This window comes from Kitasatospora sp. MAA19, from assembly GCF_029894125.1.
In the GTDB taxonomy this organism is placed as follows: Bacteria; Actinomycetota; Actinomycetes; order Streptomycetales; family Streptomycetaceae; genus Kitasatospora.
The window spans coordinates 88,571-104,809 of the sequence record NZ_JARXYZ010000010.1; the positions used below are offsets into that span (position 1 = coordinate 88,571).

Annotated in this window: 13 protein-coding genes; 4 read left to right on the forward strand and 9 right to left on the reverse strand. The window is 75.9% G+C overall.

Annotated features, from left to right (window positions below; genetic code table 11):
- Positions 1-28: 28 nt before the first annotated feature.
- The gene (locus P3T27_RS17645) at positions 29-787 is read right to left on the reverse strand and encodes a lysoplasmalogenase (protein ID WP_280679465.1); all 759 of its coding nucleotides are present in this window, start codon (positions 785-787) and stop codon (positions 29-31) included.
- 234 nt (positions 788-1,021) lie between these two features.
- On the opposite strand from P3T27_RS17645, the gene P3T27_RS17650 reads away from it, so the two are divergent.
- Positions 1,022-2,908, forward strand: a complete 1,887-nt coding sequence (locus tag P3T27_RS17650) for a DUF2398 family protein (protein WP_280679467.1) — start codon at positions 1,022-1,024, stop codon at positions 2,906-2,908.
- A gap of 82 nt (positions 2,909-2,990) precedes the next feature.
- Here the strand turns inward: P3T27_RS17650 and P3T27_RS17655 are convergent, their stop codons facing one another.
- The 4 genes from P3T27_RS17655 to P3T27_RS17670 form a co-directional block, all read right to left on the reverse strand.
- Positions 2,991-3,176, reverse strand: a complete 186-nt coding sequence (locus P3T27_RS17655) for a hypothetical protein (RefSeq protein WP_280679469.1) — start codon at positions 3,174-3,176, stop codon at positions 2,991-2,993.
- 118 nt (positions 3,177-3,294) lie between these two features.
- A complete protein-coding gene (locus tag P3T27_RS17660) occupies positions 3,295-4,938 on the reverse strand; it encodes a BCCT family transporter (protein WP_280679471.1) in 1,644 nt (547 codons plus the stop codon).
- Positions 4,939-5,083: 145 nt separating this feature from the next.
- The gene (locus tag P3T27_RS17665) at positions 5,084-5,455 is read right to left on the reverse strand and encodes a MerR family transcriptional regulator (protein WP_280679473.1); all 372 of its coding nucleotides are present in this window, start codon (positions 5,453-5,455) and stop codon (positions 5,084-5,086) included.
- Positions 5,456-5,535: 80 nt separating this feature from the next.
- On the reverse strand, positions 5,536-6,318 hold the full coding sequence (locus P3T27_RS17670; RefSeq protein WP_280679475.1) for an alpha/beta fold hydrolase: 783 nt from the start codon (positions 6,316-6,318) through the stop codon (positions 5,536-5,538).
- 192 nt (positions 6,319-6,510) lie between these two features.
- On the opposite strand from P3T27_RS17670, the gene P3T27_RS17675 reads away from it, so the two are divergent.
- On the forward strand, positions 6,511-7,893 hold the full coding sequence (locus tag P3T27_RS17675) for a sulfite oxidase (RefSeq protein ID WP_280679477.1): 1,383 nt from the start codon (positions 6,511-6,513) through the stop codon (positions 7,891-7,893).
- A gap of 37 nt (positions 7,894-7,930) precedes the next feature.
- Here the strand turns inward: P3T27_RS17675 and P3T27_RS17680 are convergent, their stop codons facing one another.
- Together P3T27_RS17680 and P3T27_RS17685 are read right to left on the reverse strand one after the other, a co-directional pair.
- Complete coding sequence (locus P3T27_RS17680; protein ID WP_280679479.1) at positions 7,931-8,590, reverse strand: TetR/AcrR family transcriptional regulator; 660 nt, start codon at positions 8,588-8,590, stop codon at positions 7,931-7,933.
- Positions 8,591-8,732: 142 nt separating this feature from the next.
- On the reverse strand, positions 8,733-9,632 hold the full coding sequence (locus tag P3T27_RS17685) for an acyl-CoA thioesterase II (RefSeq protein WP_280679481.1): 900 nt from the start codon (positions 9,630-9,632) through the stop codon (positions 8,733-8,735).
- A 136-nt stretch (positions 9,633-9,768) separates the two neighbouring features.
- Between P3T27_RS17685 and P3T27_RS17690 the strand changes: the two genes are divergently transcribed.
- Together P3T27_RS17690 and P3T27_RS17695 are read left to right on the forward strand one after the other, a co-directional pair.
- On the forward strand, positions 9,769-11,220 hold the full coding sequence (locus P3T27_RS17690) for an SWIM zinc finger family protein (protein ID WP_280679483.1): 1,452 nt from the start codon (positions 9,769-9,771) through the stop codon (positions 11,218-11,220).
- Between the two features lie 14 nt (positions 11,221-11,234).
- A complete protein-coding gene (locus P3T27_RS17695; protein ID WP_280679485.1) occupies positions 11,235-13,988 on the forward strand; it encodes a DUF6493 family protein in 2,754 nt (917 codons plus the stop codon).
- Positions 13,989-14,229: 241 nt separating this feature from the next.
- On the opposite strand, the gene P3T27_RS17700 is transcribed toward P3T27_RS17695, so the two are convergent.
- Both P3T27_RS17700 and P3T27_RS17705 read right to left on the reverse strand, forming a co-directional pair.
- Complete coding sequence (locus tag P3T27_RS17700; protein ID WP_280679747.1) at positions 14,230-15,414, reverse strand: MBL fold metallo-hydrolase; 1,185 nt, start codon at positions 15,412-15,414, stop codon at positions 14,230-14,232.
- A 316-nt stretch (positions 15,415-15,730) separates the two neighbouring features.
- Positions 15,731-16,183, reverse strand: a complete 453-nt coding sequence (locus P3T27_RS17705) for a MaoC family dehydratase (RefSeq protein WP_280679487.1) — start codon at positions 16,181-16,183, stop codon at positions 15,731-15,733.
- Between the last annotated feature and the right edge of the window lie 56 nt (positions 16,184-16,239).

The window sequence follows — 16,239 nt, forward strand, 5'->3', positions numbered from 1 at the left end:
CTGACGGGGCCGGCGGCGCGCAGGCGTCTCAGCCGGCCTGCGGCTCGGGCGCCCGCCCGCCCCGCTGCCCGTGCTCGCGCTCGTGCTCCCGCCCGTGGTCCCGTTCGTGCTCGTGCCGGAGGATGCCGCCGGCCAGCAGGTACTGGGCCAGGACGTACGTCGCCATGATCCAGAACTGATGCCCCGGCAGCTCCCGCCACTTCGCCAGCTGGGTGGCGATCAGCGTGTCGGAGAGCAGGAACAGGGCCCCGCCCAGCCCGGTCCGCCAGCCCAGCCCGGCCGAGGTGACGGCGGTGGAGGCCAGCAGCAGGCTGTAGCCGGCCACCGGGATCTGCAGGTCCCCGAGGTCCGGCCAGAGCTGCCCGATCATGCCCGCCCAGGCCGTCGCGTACGCGGCCGCGACCACCAGGGCCCGCCGGCGGTCGGTCAGCGCCCCGCGCCGGACGAACATCGTCACGTAGCAGACGTGCGCCGCCGCGAACGAGCCCATCCCGGCCAGGAACGCGGTGTCGTTCTTCAGCTGGAGCAGCACGTCCCCGCCCGCGCTCAGCAGCAGTGCGGGCGCCAGCTCCTTCGGTGCCCGCCGCCCGGCGGCGGCCGCCGTGGTGACGCTGTGCGCGGCCAGCAGCGGCATCAGGGCCGGCTTGGTGGCGTTCTGCAGTACGGAGGCGCCGGACAGGATCGCGCCCAGGTGCGTCGCGGAGGTGGCCGCGAAGCCGCCGAGCAGGCCGGTGGCCGAGCGCAGGCGCCCGCCGAGGACGGCACGGGTGGTCGTACGGATGCTCATGCGGCTGCTGACCTCCGGGGTCGGGCGGTGGGGGAGCGGGACCGACCCTAAGCGACCCGCCCGTACGACGGAAGAGCGGGTTACCGGTGCGTAACCCCGGCGGTGCCCGGTGGATGACGCGGTGGCGGCGGGCCCGGCCGGGCCGGCGGCGTAGCGGAGGGCGGTCGGCCACTTCGGCGCGAGGCCGGTTGCTGCCACCGGGTGACCCGGCCACCGTCTAGTCTGGTCCCCGACATGGAGCAGCAGGAGTACGCGGTCGGCGCCACCCGGGTGGCCGCCGGAAGGCCGGACGGGCGCACGGGCGGGACGGGGCGAGGGACCGCCGACGCCGTCCTCGCCGTACACGAACCCGCAGCTGAGGCCGCTCCCGAAGCCGTGTCCGGCCCCCGTGCTGACGCCGCGCAGGCCCCTGGACCCGCCTCCGACCCCGTGCTCTCGACCGACCCCGTGCTCTCGCCTGACCCCGGCCTGCTGCGGCTCGCCCACTGGTTCGCCGCCGCCACCCCCGGCACCGCCGACGACCTGTGCACCGCCGCCTTCGGCCTCTACCCGGCCCGCCACCTCGGCGCCCCCGCCGAGGCCGCGTCCGACGCCGCCTGCGACGCCGACGTCAGCTGGTGGCACGGCCCGACCGCGCACGCCACCGCCGCCCAGCGCTCCCGCGAGGCCCGCACCGCCGGCGGCCTGCGCCGGGCCCGGCGGGACGCCTCCGCGCTGCCCGTCGTGCGGTCAGGCGCCAAGCCGGGCAGGCCCGGCAGGCACCGCAAGCCCGAGCGCACCCGCCCGGTGCCGGGCGCGCAGGATCGTTCCGACCAGGACCTGCCGACGCCCCCCGCCCCGGTGGCCGGGCCCGGCCTCCCCGTTGCCGAGGTCGCCGACGTCCCCGAGGTCCCGGGCCTGCCCGCCGCCGAACGCCGCATAGCCGCCCGGCTGCTGCTCGCCCATCCGCTGGTCACCGCCTCCGGCCCGCATGCCGACGGCTTCCCGCTGATCCGCCGTCACCGCGACTGGCTCGTCGAACGCTTCGACACCCTGCTCGGCTACCGGCTCGTCGTCGGCCCCTGGCACGCCCGGCTCTGCAAGGCCGGCCTCGGCCCCGGCGCCGCCCGCCGCCTCGAACACCCCGCCACCGGCGCCCCGTTCACCCCCGCCGGCTACGCCCAACTCGCCCTCGCCCTGGCCCTGCTCGTCGACGCACCCGAGCAACTCCCGTACGGGCGGCTGCTCGACGCCATGCGCGTCGCCGCGCCCGGGCTCGCCGCCGGCCCGGCCGACCGCGCGATGGCCCTCGCCGCGCTCGCCGACTGGCAGATCCTCGGCGGCCTGCCGACCGACCGGGCCGAGCCCGCCGACCTGGTCGACCCGGCCGACCCGGCCGATCCGGCGGTGCGGACCGCCGTGCTGACCGTCGACCGCGAACTCGCCCGCGCCGTCCCGGCCGGCCCGCCCGCCCTCGCCGCCGACGCCGCCGACCTCATCCACCGCGCCGCCGACGCCGAACCCGCCACCGCCGTGCGCCGTCTGCTCGCCGAGACCCCCGCCGTCCTCGCCGCCGACCTCCCCGCGGACCGGCGGGCCTGGCTGCACGAGCACCGGCTGAGCGGCCCGGCCGCGCTCGCCGACTTCCTCGGTCTGGAGACCGAGCTGCGAGCCGAGGGCGTCGCCCTGCTCGACCCGGCCGACGAACTCACCGACCTCGCCCTCCCCGGCGCCGGCACCCTGCCCCAGGCCACCCTGCTGCTGCTCGAACGGCTGGTCGAGGAGGTCCGTCCGCTGCCCGGCGAGACCACCACCGGCGGCGACGTCCCGATCCCCGACGCGCTGATAGACGGCGTTCTCGGCGACATCGCCGACGAGTACGGCCTCCCGGCCGGCTGGCACCGCGACTACCTCGCCGACCGTACCGCGCTGCGCCGGGACGCCCTCGACCTGCTCCACCGCCTCGGCCTGATCACCCCCACCCCCCGCGGCACCCGCCCCCCGGGCTGGCTGCTGCGCCCGCCCGCCGCCCGTTACGCCCCCGCGCCCGACCTGCGGCCCGCTCCCGGCACCGGCCGCCATTCCCGCCCTGCGCCGGCGGTCCCCCGCCCGGCCGGCGCCCGGGAGCAACGGCGCGCCTGAGCGGCGTCCCCCGTGAAAGCCGAAAGCACCGCGTCCGGGTGCGGACGGCGGTGCTGAAGGGGTCGGTCGGGGGGCCTGCCGGTCACTTTCTCGCGGTGGCCGTGGCAGTGGCGAGGGTGCCGTGCTGGACGGTTTCGACGGTGGCGCCGACCCCGAGCGCGCCGAGGGCGACGGAGGCGAGGACGGCGGTGCTGGCGAGAAGGCGGCGGTGGCGCTGGGGGAGCGGGAAGCGCGGTTCCTGGTAGGGCGCCTGAGGGCTGGCGTTCATGACAGGGAGGGTTCCAGGGCGGTGTGAACGGTCGGTACGCGCGGGTGAAGTCCGGACGGGTGTTGGGCGTCGGTTGGCCGCGTACGCCCCACTCCCGCGGGTGGGGCGTACGCGCTGGTCAGCGCGGTCGTCCGCGTTCGGCGAGGGCTTCGCCGACGGCGACCCGGACGGCGTCGCGCAGGCCGTGCGCGGGGTGGAAACGGGAGGGGCCGGCGGCCGGGTCCTCGCGGAGCTCCTTCACCAGGGACACGCACAGCAGCAGCATCACGACCACGAACGGCAGCGCCACCAGGATCGTCGCGTTCTGCAGCGCGGTGAGCCCGCCGGCCAGCAGCAGGGCGGCCGCGACCCCGCCCATCAGCACGCCCCAGACCACCACGAGCCAGGTGCTCGGGTGCAGTGAGCCGCGGCTGGAGAGCGAGCCGAGGACGAGCGAGGCGGAGTCGGCGCTGGTGATGAAGAAGGTCATCACCAGCAGGACGGCGACCACGCTGGTGACGGTACCGAGCGGCAGCGAGCGCAGCATCTCGAACAGGGAGGCCTCCGCACCCTTCGGGATGGTCGAGACCAGGTCGGCCGCACCGGTGCTGACCAGCCGGATCGCGGTGCCGCCCATCACGCAGAACCAGATCACGGTCGCCCCGCTGGGCACCAGCAGCACGCCGATCAGGAACTGCCGGACGGTGCGGCCGCGGGAGATGCGCGCGATGAAGGTGCCGACGAAGGGCGCCCAGGAGAGCCACCAGGCCCAGTAGAAGATCGTCCAGGAGCCGAGCCAGCTCTCGTCGGTGAAGGCCCCGGTCTGGGTGGACATGCCGAGCAGGTCGGAGAGGTAGCCGCCGACGGTGGAGGGGATCGAGTCCAGCGCGAACACCGTCGGGCCGAAGACGAAGACGAAGAGCATGATCAGCGAGGCCAGGACGACGTTCGCGGTGGAGAGCCACTTGACGCCCTTGTGGACGCCGGAGAAGGCGGAGAGCACGAAGGCGGCGGTCAGCGAGCCGATGATGACCAGCTGGGCGTTCTGGGTGTTGCGCACGGAGGTGATGTATCCGAGGCCGTCGGCGACTTGGAGCGCGCCGAGGCCGAGGCTGGTGGCGGAGCCGAAGACGGTGGCGAAGACGGCCAGCAGGTCGATCGCCCGCCCGGCCCAGCCGTCGGCGCCGCGCTGGCCGATGAGGGGGACGAAGGCGGCGGAGACGCGGTTGCCGCGGCCCTTGCGGAAGGTGGTGTAGGCGAGGGCGAGGCCGCCGACCGCGTAGATCGCCCAGGGGTGCAGGGTCCAGTGGAACAGCGAGAACTCCAGGGCCTGCTGGGCGGCGGCCGCGCTCTGCGGTTCCAGCCCGGAGCCGGGCTGCGGGGTGGCGAAGAGCTGGAGCGGCTCGCCGACGCCGTAGAACATCAGGCCGATGCCCATGCCGGCGCTGAACATCATGGCGACCCAGGCGAGAGTGGAGAACTCGGGTTCGTCGTCGTCGCGCCCGAGCCGGATGCGGCCGAAGCGGCTGAAGGCGAGCAGCACGGTGAGGACGAGGAAGACGTCGGCGGCCACCACGAACAGCCAGCCGAAGTTGTGCAGGACCCAGCCGAGCGCGGTGCTGGAGGTCCGGCCGAGCGAGTCCTCGGCGAAGACGCCCCAGGCGACCACGGCCAGCACCAGGACGGCGCTGATCCCGAACACCGCCCGGTCGGCGGGCAGGGTCGCGGCGGGTTCGTCGGGCTCCCTCCCGCGTTGGTCGGACTTCGGCGGCTGGCTGCTCATCGGGTGGACCTCTCCTACCTCGGGGGACGGACCTGGGCATCGGCGACATGCTCGGATCAAAGCTGCATGTCGCACTATGTCCAGTTCGCGCAGCGAGGGGCGGGAGGGCGCGCCGGGGAGGCGGCGGGTGGGGACTTACGTCCTGTCAGGCCGCGCGCTCGTGGGCCGGGGCGTGCGCGGTGGCGAGGTAGTGGGAGAGAGCCCGGCGGCTGCGGGTGAGGTCGTCGATCCGGGCGTCCAGGTCGGCGAGTTCGCCGCGCAGGGTGGCGAGCAGCACCGGGCAGGCCTCCAGGACCGGGACGGGGCCGGTGGCGCAGGGGAGGATCTCGGCGATGACCCGGGTGGTCAGGCCGGCCGCGAGCAGGCTGCGGATCTGGCGGACCCGGACGGTGTCCGACTCGGCGTACTCGCGGTAGCCGGCCGCGCTGCGGGCGGGCCTGATCAGGCCCTGCTCCTCGTAGTAGCGGAGCAGGCGGGTGGACACCCCGGTCAGGCGGGCGAGTTCTCCGATGCGCATGACCGGGCGAACGCCCGACCGTGCCGGGGTGTTCCCGGGCGCCCGGGGGTGTCCCTGGGGCGGGTGCGTCCGGGCGGCGCTCAGCTCTTCACGAACTCCAGGACCACCTCGCGCAGTTGGGGCAGCAGTTCGACCATCGGCAGGTGCCCGCCGGCGAGTTCGACCCAGCGGGCGCCGGGGATGCCCTCGGCCAGGGCGCGGTGCTGGGACGGCGGGACGAGCATGTCCTCGGCGGTGCTGACGACCAGCGTCGGGACGCCGATCGCGGCGAGCTCGGCGCGTACGTCGGCCCGGCCGGCGAGCCGGAACTGCTGGCGGAAGCCGTCCGGGAGTGGGGACTTGAGCGCCTCCCGCAGCTCCTCGCGCCGGTCCTCGGGGAGGGCGTCCACCCAGGTCTCGCCGAAGACGACGGTGAGCATCAGCCGGGCGAGGTCGGCCGGCCGCTCGGCCAGGTCGATCGCGAGGTCGGCGAGCAGCCGCAGCCGCGCCGAGCCGCCGGCGACGCCCGCGAGCAGGAGCAGCGAGCGGACCCGGCCGGGGTGGCGGGTCGCGGCCCGGACGGCGACGGAGGCGCCCAGCGAGTAGCCGGCCAGGTCGAAGGAGTCCAGGCCCTCCTCGACGGCGGTGGCGACCAGGCGGTCGGCCAGCTCGTCCAGGGTGGGCTCGCCCGGCTCGTACGGGCTGTCGCCGGAGCCGGGGTAGTCGGGGGCGACGACGGTGCGGTGGGCTGCGAGGTCCGGCAGCAGCGGGCCCCAGTTGTCCCGGGCGCTGCCGCCGGCGCCGTGCGCGAGCAGCAGGCCGGGGCCGGAGCCCTGGACGATCCGGGCGAGCGGGGCGATCCGGGCGAGCGGGGCGGGGGGCATGGGCGCTCCTGAGTGGGCTGCGGCTTCTCCGACAACGGGAACGGTAGGAGTTCACACCGGTGAGAAGGTCAAGCCCGGTGCGTACCGGGTAGGTCGTGGTGGGCCGGGGCGCGCCGTCCGGTCGGCGCCCCGGCCGCGGCCGTAGCCGCGCGCACCGCGAACCGCCTACCCTGACAGTGAAGGAGTGCCGCCATGGCCGCCGAGGTCCACACCCCCGCCGCGCCGATCGATGAGGCTCCCGTGCCGCTCGACGAGGCCGGCTACGACCGGCTTCGCCGCCGTCAGTGGCTGGCCAGCGAGGCCCGTGCCGACGGAGTGGATCGCCGGACGTTGCTGCGGATGCTCTCCGCCGCCGGGGTGCTCGCCACGCCCACCCTGGCCGTCCCGGTGCTCGCCCCGGCCCGGGCGGCCGCCGAGGAGGTGCCCAAGCCCGTGCCCGGAATCGTCAAACCGTTGCCCGCCGAGTGGTTCGTTCCGCGCGGCACCAACGCCGAGATGCGCTGGGACGCGCTGCGCGACGCCGACGGCGAGGCCGCCGTCGGTCGCCACGTCCCGGTGGAACGGTTCTTCGTCCGCAACCACACCAGCACCCCGGTGATCGACCCCGACACCTGGCGGCTGAAGCTGTTCGGCAGCGGCCTGCGCGGTGCCCCGGTGGCCGAGCGGCCGGTCGAGTTCGACCTGGACGCCCTGCGGAGGCTGCCGTCCACCCGGATCAGCGCGCTGATCGAGTGCGCCGGCAACGCCCGGAGCTACTACCGGAGCCAGCAACAGCAGAGCGTTCCCGGCACGCCCTGGACGCTCGGCGGCGTCGGCTCGGCGAGCTGGCGGGGCGTGCGGCTGGCCGACGTGCTGCGCGCCGCCGGGCTGACCCGGGGCGCGGTGGACGTGCTGCCGACCGGCCTCGACCCGCACTACGTCGTGGGCGGCACCGACTACGGCCCGGTCCGCCGGCCGCTGCCGGTCGCCAAGGCGCTGGACGACGTGCTGCTCGCGTACGAGATGAACGACGAGCCGCTGACGCCCGACCACGGCGCGCCGGTACGCCTGGTGGTGCCCGGCTGGGTGGGCATCGCCTCGATCAAGTGGGTCGGCACGATCGAGGTGGCCGACCATCCGCTGTACTCGCCGTGGAACACCGACTTCTACCGGCTCTGGGGCCCCGACTACCCGGACGGCGGCAGCGTGCCGCTCACCACCCAGGTGGTCAAGAGCGCCTTCGAACTGGCCTCCGGCGCGGTGCTGGAGGCCGGCCGCGGCCACCGGCTGCACGGGCGGTCGTGGTCCGGCGCGGCTGCGGTGCGCGGGGTCGAGGTGAGCACCGACGGCGGCCGCAGCTGGCGCCGCGCCGACCTGCGGGACGAGCCGCGCGCCCACGGCTGGACGCGCTGGAGCATCGACTGGCGCCCCGAGCGGTCCGGCCCGTACGAGCTGCGCGCCCGCGCGACCGACCGTCAGGGCACGACCCAGCCCACGCGGGCGGTGTTCAACCGCGAGGGCTACCTCTTCGGCGCCGTGGTGGTCCACCCGGTGACGGTGGCCCAGGACTCGGGGCCCCGAGCCCTCGGGGCCTGAGACCTTCAGGGCCCGGGGCCTTCAGTCCCCGGGGCCTTCAGGGCCGGTGGGCGGCGGGCTGGACCTCGTACGGGGCCGGGTACGGCGTCTCGTACGGGTTCAGCACCAGCCGCACCACGTCCTCCAGCCGCCGCCGGGCGTCGCCGAGGGTGGTGCGGCCCGTCACCCAGGCGGTCAGCTCGCCCTGCCAGGCGTGGGCGACGATGTGCCGCACCAGGTCGCTGGCGGCGGCCGGCACCTCGGCCGTCACCGCCTGGAGGGCGGTGCTGTCGGCCCGGGCCATGCCCTGCAGGGCCTCGCTGGCGAACGGATCGGTGGAGGCGGCGACGGCCACCCGCAGCCGGGCCAGCTCGGGCTGGCGCTGGTAGGCCCGCATCCCGCCGCGGACGAACCGGACCGCCCGGTCGGTGGCCCCCAGCCCGGCCCGCGGGCCGCGCAGCTCCGCCACCAGGTCGGCCAGCAGCAGGCGGTGCCACTCGGCGATCGCCGCCGCCAGGAGGTGGTCCTTCGACGAGAAGTAGCGGTACGCCGTCCCCAGGGCGACTCCGGACCGCTCGCAGACCTGCTTCATCTGCAGCCGTTCGACGCCGATCTCGTTCACCAGGGCGAGCGCGGCCGCGATCAGGCTTCCGCGGCGTTCTAGCTGACGCGGAGACATCGCCTCCACCGGCCGTGGTGACAGGTCAACCTTGGTCACCCGCACCATGATACGGGCCGGGGCCGCTCAGGAGTATGACGCCGACCGGCCCCCTCGCGTTCGTCGGGCGGTCACCGGGCCGTCCGGGCCGTCCGGGCCCGCCCGGGTTCGCTCCGTCCGGGCCCGCGCCGGGCGGGCCGCCTCAGCGCAGCCGGCGGATCAGTGCCTCCTGTACGGCGGAGGCGACCAGCTGCCCGTCGCGGTCGTAGAACTCGCCGAGCGCCAGCCCGCGGCCGTCCGAGGAGGACGGGCTGCGCTGGGCGAACAGCAGCCACTCGTCGGCCCGGAACGGGCGGTGGAACCACATCGCGTGGTCCAGCGAGGCGATCAGCAGCCGGGGCGGCTCGGTGCGCTGGAAGAAGTTCGGCTGCTCGTGCAGCCCGGCGGTGGAGGCCAGGGTGAGGTCGGACAGGTAGGTGAGCGCGCAGACGTGCAGCAGCGGGTCGTCCTCGGGCAGCGGGGAGGCGATGCGCAGCCAGACGAACTGCTGCGGCATCCCCGGCACGGACGGCGGCACGCCCGGCGCGTCCGGCGGGACGAAGCGCAGTTCGAGGTCACGGAAGCCGCCGGTGCCGGTGATCGCCGCGCGCAGGGCCGGATCCCAGCGCGAGAAGGCGTCCGGCAGGCTCTCCGGGCCGGGCAGCGGCGGCATCTCGCGATGGCGGTCGGGGGCGGGCTCGGCACGCTTGAAGGAGGCGGAGAGGGTGAAGATCGCGTTCTGGTCCTGCAGCGCCGTCACCCGGCGGGTGGTGTACGAGACGCCCTCGCGGACCCGCTCGACCTCGTACCGGATCGGCTGGGTCGGGTCGCCGGGCAGCAGGAAGTAGCCGTGCAGCGAGTGCACCGCGCGCCGGTCGTCGCAGGTGCGACCGGCGGCGGTGAGCGCCTGCGCGGCGACCTGCCCGCCGAAGGCGCGCATCGGGGCGCCGGCGTGGCAGCGGCCCCGGAACGTGTTCTCGTCCAGTCGCTCGATCTCCAGCAGTCCGGCGAACGAGCCGGTCGGGCGGGCGGCCCGGATTTCCTGTTCGGTCAGGTCGGTCACGGGCCCATAGTGGCAGAAGGCGCCCGCGCCGCGGTGTGACCTGGGTAACGCTCAGGGGCTCGACAGTCGGGTAGAACCTGTTCCAGTGCGACGGCGGGCCGACGGATTGTCAGTGCCCTCACCTAGCGTGTTCGGCATGACGCAATCCGCACACGCGTACGCCTATCTGCGCCCGTCCGCCGTCCTCGACGGCGCCGACGGCCGGCACCTCGACCTGGCCACCTCCGGCGGCGCCACCCCGGTCGGCGCGGTGGCCAATCCGCGCTTCTTCGCGGGCTTCCTGGCCGACCCGGCGCCGGCCGCCGCCGCGCTGCTCGCCGTGGCGGACGTCGCCGCCGCCCGGTACTACCAGCCGCAGCTGCGCGCCTCGCTCGACCCGGTGGTCACCGCCAACGGGGACCGGCTGCGCTTCGAGTCCTTCTCCGGCTGCTGCGGCGTCTACGCCCGCCTCGACGTGCTCCAGGCGGGCCTCGACGGTGACGACATCGGCCACGGCACCACCAACGTCGACGTCAACAACCCGCTGCGCGAGGCCCTGACCAGGATCGGCCCGGCCGACCCGCTGCACCTCGCGGTCGGGCCGGACGCGCTGGAGGTCACCAGCTTCGACGGGCCGCTGGTCGAGAAGAAGGTCCCGCTGCCACAGCGCTGGCTGCGCGGCTTCGCCGAGACCCAGGTGGTCGCCGCAGGCTTCGACCTGCGCGCCGAACTGCCCGCCGCCGAGGCGGTCCGCTTCCTGCGCTCGCTGCCGCGCGGCGGCCGCAGCGTGGGCTGGGTCGTCCCGGCCGGGCGCACGCTGCGGCCCACCACCCGGCCGGTGCCCGGCGCGGTCTGCCTGCCCGGGCCCGAGCGGCTGGTGGCGCTCCAGCGGGTGCTGCGGCACGCACTCGCCCTGCGGGTGTACGGCCCGGTCGCCGCCGGCCCGGCGGCCTCGGCCTGGGAGGTGGTGCTGCCCGGCATGCGGCTCACCCTGACGCTCTCGCCGGACGTCTCCCGCGGCTTCTCCGGCGAGGGCGGGGTGCTCGGCGCGCTCGCCACCGGCGCCGCCGAGCAGGACGCCGAACTCGTCGCGGTGCTGCTGGCCTGGGAGCCGCGGATCGAGGTCGCCGACCTCGCCGAGCAGTCCGGGCTGAGCCCCGAGCGGGTCCGCGCCGCGCTCACCCGGCTCGGCACCGCCGGGCAGATCGGCTACGACACCGCCGAGGCCGCCTACTTCCACCGGCAGCTCCCGTACGACGCCGACCGGGCCGAGGCCGCCAACCCGCGGCTGCGGGCCGCCCAGGCGCTGGTCGCGGCGGGCGCGGTACGGCTGGAGCCGGGCGGTACGACGGCCGTCGTCACGGTGGACGACCACATCCAGCGGGTGCGGACGGACGAGGCGGGGCGCCTCGGCTGCACCTGCCTCTGGTGGGCCAAGTACCGCGGCGGGCGCGGGCCGTGCAAGCACGCGCTGGCGGTCGGGATGGTGCGGGACGCGGCCCGGCGGGCGGCCGACGAGCAGGGTCGGGCTGGGGAGCAGGGGCAGGCCAGCGGGCAGGGCCGGAGCGGGGCGCACGGTCAGACGGTGGCGAAGGGGGTCCAGGCGTGAGCGGGGTGGCACAGGTGACGGAGACGGCATCGGACACGCGGGCAGCGGCGTCGGACGCACCGGGAGCCGGCCCGGCCCCGACCGCGGTCGAGGAACTGCTGGCCGCCGTCCGGGGCGGTCGGATGCCGCAGATACCGGCGCTGGTGGCCGCGTTGGACCAGGCGCAGCGCCGCGGCTGCCTGCCCGCGCTGAAGGCGTTGCGCAAGGACGTGCGCGACGAGTGGTCGAAGCAGGCGACGGCCGTCAAGGGTGCCCTGATGCTGGCCGGTGCGGGCTGCCACACCGGCCCGGCCGCCGCCGCCACCTGGCTCGGCGCCCGCGACTTCACCTCGCGCGAATGGGCCCGCCACCCCGCGCTGCGCCAACTCGTCGCGGCGCAGCCGGAGGAATGGCAGGTCGAGGTGGCCACCCGGCTCGCCGCCCGGCCGGGGCCGCGCTGGGGCTGGTCGCTGTACCCGGTGATCGAGGACGTGGTGCGCCGCACCGGCTGCGCGGTGCCGCAGACCGATCCCTTCGTCCGCGAGTGGACGGACCGCATGCGCCTGGGCAGCGGCCCGCGGCCCACGCTGGCCGAGCAGTTGCGGGCCGACGACTTCACCCCGGTGCTGCTGCCCCGGGTGTTCGAACTCGCCGACGTCGGCGGGGCGTTGTCCTGGCGGTTCACCCCCCGCCCCGGGGACGCCTGGACGGAGGCCATCGCCGAACTCGCCGCGGCCGGTGACCTCGACCGGGCCGACCTGATCGACCGCTGCCTGGCCCGGCTGCTGCGCGGCGGCAAGCCGGCCGACCAGCGGTTCTTCCTGGACGTGCTGCAGGCCCTCGCCCCGACGCCGCAGGAGTACGCCGCCCGGGTGCGCGACGTGCTGCCGCTGCTGGACGGGCTGTCGGTGGTCGCCGGGCACGCCCAGGGGGTGCTCGCCGGACTGGACGAGGCCGGGCTGATCGAGCCCGAGGTGCTGACCGAGGCGTCGGCGGTGGTGCTGTTCCGGGCCGAGAAGAAGCTCGTCCGCGCCCAACTGGGCTGGCTGGAGCGGGCGGCCCGGCGCGCGCCCGGGCGGTCCGGGCCGGTGGTGCTCGCGGCCGCCGAGGCGTTCGGACACCCGGACCGGGGCGTCCAGGAGCGGGCGCTGAACGTGGTGGCCCGCCACCTCCGCGCGGCCGGGGAGGCGGTACTGCCCGAACTGCGGCTCGCCGCCGAGGCACTGGACCCGGCCCACCACCCGCGCGCCGGCGAACTGTTCGGCGCACCGGTCGGCGGCGGCGAGGACGACGCCCCGGACACCGGGTGGAACGAACTCCTCCCGCCCGCGCCCCAACCGCTCCCGCTCGGCCCGCCGATCGCCTCGGCGGCCGAACTGGCGCAGGAGCTGTCCGCCCTGCTCGCCGCCGACGAGCCCGAGATGGCGGTCTTCGAACGCGTGCTGGACGGCCTGGTCCGCCAGGCCCACCAGGACCGGACGGCGCTCGCCGAGGCGCTGGAGCCGGTCCGGCGGGTCCACCCGTGGGACGGCGTCGGCCGTTGGCACGACTGCGCGCCCCGGGACGTCCTCTACGTCGCCGCCGCAGTGGCGGGCGAGACGTCGCGGCACCGGATCTGGGACTTCCTCGGCGGCAAGGGCCGCTCCCCGCTGCGTGGTCAGATCAACACCGTGCAGGGCAACGTCCTCGCCGCCCGGATGGAGGAGGCCGCCCGGCAGGTGGTCGCCCAGCCGCCGCCCTACCTGCTGGCCACCCCGACCGACACCGCCGGCGCGCTCGACCCGGGCGCGCTGGTCGAACGCCTCGCCGGCTACCAGGCGGCGGGCGTCACCCCCGGCCGGGCCGACCTGTGCGCGGCCCTGCTGCGGGTCGGCCCCCACGCGGACGCCGAGGTGCTGCGCGCGGCCGAGGCGCTCACCTCGCCGTCCGGGCGGTGGGCCGCCCACTGGCTGCGCACCGGCGGCCTGCCCGGCCAGCCGTCCGAGCGGGTGTTCTTCGCCCCGGGCCGGGGCTCGCGGCACGGCCACCACTACGAGGACCGCTGGTGGGAGGACGTCCGGCGGGTGGCCGTCGCCCAGCCCGGCATCGGGGCCGGCCCGAAGGGCCCGGACGGCGAGCGGCTCGCCCCCGAGTTCCGGGCGCTGCTGGAGGGCACCGAGCCGAGTGTGGCCCGGGCCCGCAAGGTGGGCGAGTGGACCTGGCGGCCCACCGTGCACTGGGCCGCGATGCTCCCCTGGCACCGGGAGGAGCTGGCCGCCCGCTGGCTCGACCACTTCGCCGCCGGCGCCGACCGGGACGAACACCACAGGGGCGGGCTGCTGCCCGCCCTCGCCGAGGCCGGCGGCCCGGCCGGGCTCGCCGTGCACCTGGCGCTGGCCTACGGCCTGGGCGCCCGGTACACCGAGGACCGGACGGCCGCCGTCGACGCCCTGCTGGTGCTCGCGGCGCGCGGCGACCTGGACGGCGGGCAGCTCGGCCGCGAACTCGGCGCGCTCGTCGACTGCGGCGCGGTGAAGTCCACCCGGCTCGGGGCGGCGCTCACGCTGGCCGCCGGGACGGGCGCCTACGGCACGGTGTGGTCGGTGCTCGGGCCCGCGCTGCCGGCCCTGCTGGGCGGCGCGGGGAAGTCCGCCCGGGGCCTCGGCGACCTGCTCGCCCTCGCGGCGGACTGCGCCCGGCGCACCGGCGCCCGGGGGCCGGTGGCCGAGGTGACGGCGACAGCGGCGCAGGGCGGATCGAGCCGCGTGGTCAAGGAGGCCCGCGCGCTGCGGGACGTCCTGGCGGGCTGAGGCCTCGGCTGAGGCCTCAGCCGAGGCCTCGGCCGCTGCCGGGTGACGGCTGGCCCCGGGGGAGGGGGCCGACGCGCTGGTCACGGGCTTCGCGGCCGGGGTGCTGACGTTGCTGGTGCAGAAGGGGGCCTGGGCGCTGATCCGCCGTCGGCGGAGGCCGGGGCGCGGCGAGCAGATGGCAGCGAACGGGTAGCGGCGAACAGGTGACAGCGAACAGATGACAGAAAACAGATAACAGATTTCAGCGAACAGATTTTGAAACCTGTTCGCTGAAGTCCGTCACCCGTTCACGGACGGGCGCCGCGCCCCGCTCGTGGACCAGCGGTTCGATGCCGCGCGGCGTGGCCGCGACCGCGCGCCACCACAGCCGCAGCGCGGGCGGGTCGGCCGGTTCGAAGGGCTTGCCGGGCCGGGGCACCACTAACCGGGCGCCGAGCGCCTGGGCGGCCGTGACCACGCGTTCGGCGGGCTCCTCCCACGGGTGCGGCGCCAGGTTGAAGGTGCACCAGTGGATTGGCAGCAGCAGGTCGCCGCCCAGGTCCAGGTGCGCCCGGACGCCCTCCTCGGGCGTCATGTGCACCTCGGGCCAGAAGTCGCTGTACGCGCCGACCTGCATCATCGTCGCGTCGAACGGCCCGAGCCGGCGGCCGATCTCGGCGAAGCCGGGGAAGTAGCCGGTGTCCCCGCTGTGGAAGAGCCGGTGCCCGCCGCCGGCCACCACCCAGGACGCCCAGAGGAACAACGAGCTGGTGCGCGGGCCGCGGCTGCAGTAGTGCCGGGCCGGGGTGGCGGTCAGGGTGAGCCCGGCGACCTCGGCCGACTCCCACCAGTCCAGTTCGACGATCCGCCGCGCGGGCACTCCCCAGTGCTCCAGGTGCGCGCCGACCCCGAGCGGGACGGCGAACACCGCGTCCGTCCCGATCAGTTCGCGGATGGTGGCCATGTCGAGATGGTCGTAGTGGTCGTGCGAGACCACCACCACGTCCACCGGCCCGAGTTCGGACAGCGGCAGCGGCACCGGGTGCAGCCGCTTGGGGCCGGTCCAGGCGAACGGTGAACAGCGCTCCCCCCACACCGGGTCGAGCAGCACCCGCCGCCCGCCGATCTCGGCGAGCACGGTGGCGTGGCCGAGCCAGGTCAGCCGCAGCCCGGAGTCCGGTGGGGCCGCGAGGTCGACCGGGAGCAGGCGGTGCACCGGCACGGCGGCGGTCGGCGCCCGGCGGGTCTTGTCCCCGGTCAGCTGGGCGCGGGTGATCTCCAGCGGGCTGCGTTCGTAGACCAGGCGCCGGGTGGGCAGCGGGTTGCGGAAGGCGCCGGCGGCGAACTGCGGTGAGCGGCGGATCCGGGCCAGTCGCTCCCCCCGGGGCTCGGCCCCGAAGGCCTCGGTCCGGACCCGGTGCCAGGCTGCGCGGGGCAGTCGGGCCAGGCCCCGCCCGGTGGGGTCCGCGGCCGGGCGGGTGGCCGAATCGGTGGTCGGCGGGGCCAACTGCGAGGACAGACCGGCGAGGCGGGAGAACCAGGGGGCGGGGCGGGGCACGGCTCCTCCAAGGACGGTCACGGCTACCGGGCGTGCCGGGGGCGTATCCCGGTGGCCGGTGAGGCCGCTGTGATACGACAACCATCTCGTCGGAGATTACTCGTCGTGGGCCGTCCGGACCTGGTGGGCGGCCCCGCGCGGGCCAATCGGCGTACCCGCGCCCGCCCCATGCCCCGTCCGAGCCCCGTCCGGCGTACCCGCGCCGCTACGCGTAGAACCGGGTGATCGTCTCCGCGACGCAGTGCGGCTTGGCGCTCTCCGCACTGGTGATCGTGAACCGCACCACCGCCTGGACCCCGCCCGGCACCTCGGTGGCCGAGACCAGCTCGGCGGTGGCGCGGATCGCCGTCCCCACCGGCACCGGCGCCGGGAAGCGCACCTTCTCCGAGCCGTAGTTCAGCGCCATCCGCACGCCCTCGACGCCGTAGCACTCCTTCGCCAGCACCGGGATCATCGACTGGGTCAGGTAGCCGTGCGCGATGGTCGAGCCGAACCGGCTCTCCTTGGCCCGCTCCGGGTCCACATGGATCCACTGGTGGTCGCCGGTCGCCTCGGCGAACAGGTCGATCTGCCGCTGCTCGATGGTGTGCCACTCGCTGGTGCCCAGTTCGGTGCCGACGGCGGCGGTCAGATCGGCGAGGGAGGCGAAGCTCGTCACGGGTGCGCTCCTGGGGGAGAGGTCAGGACGCCGGAAGCGTATGCCTACCCGCCGGT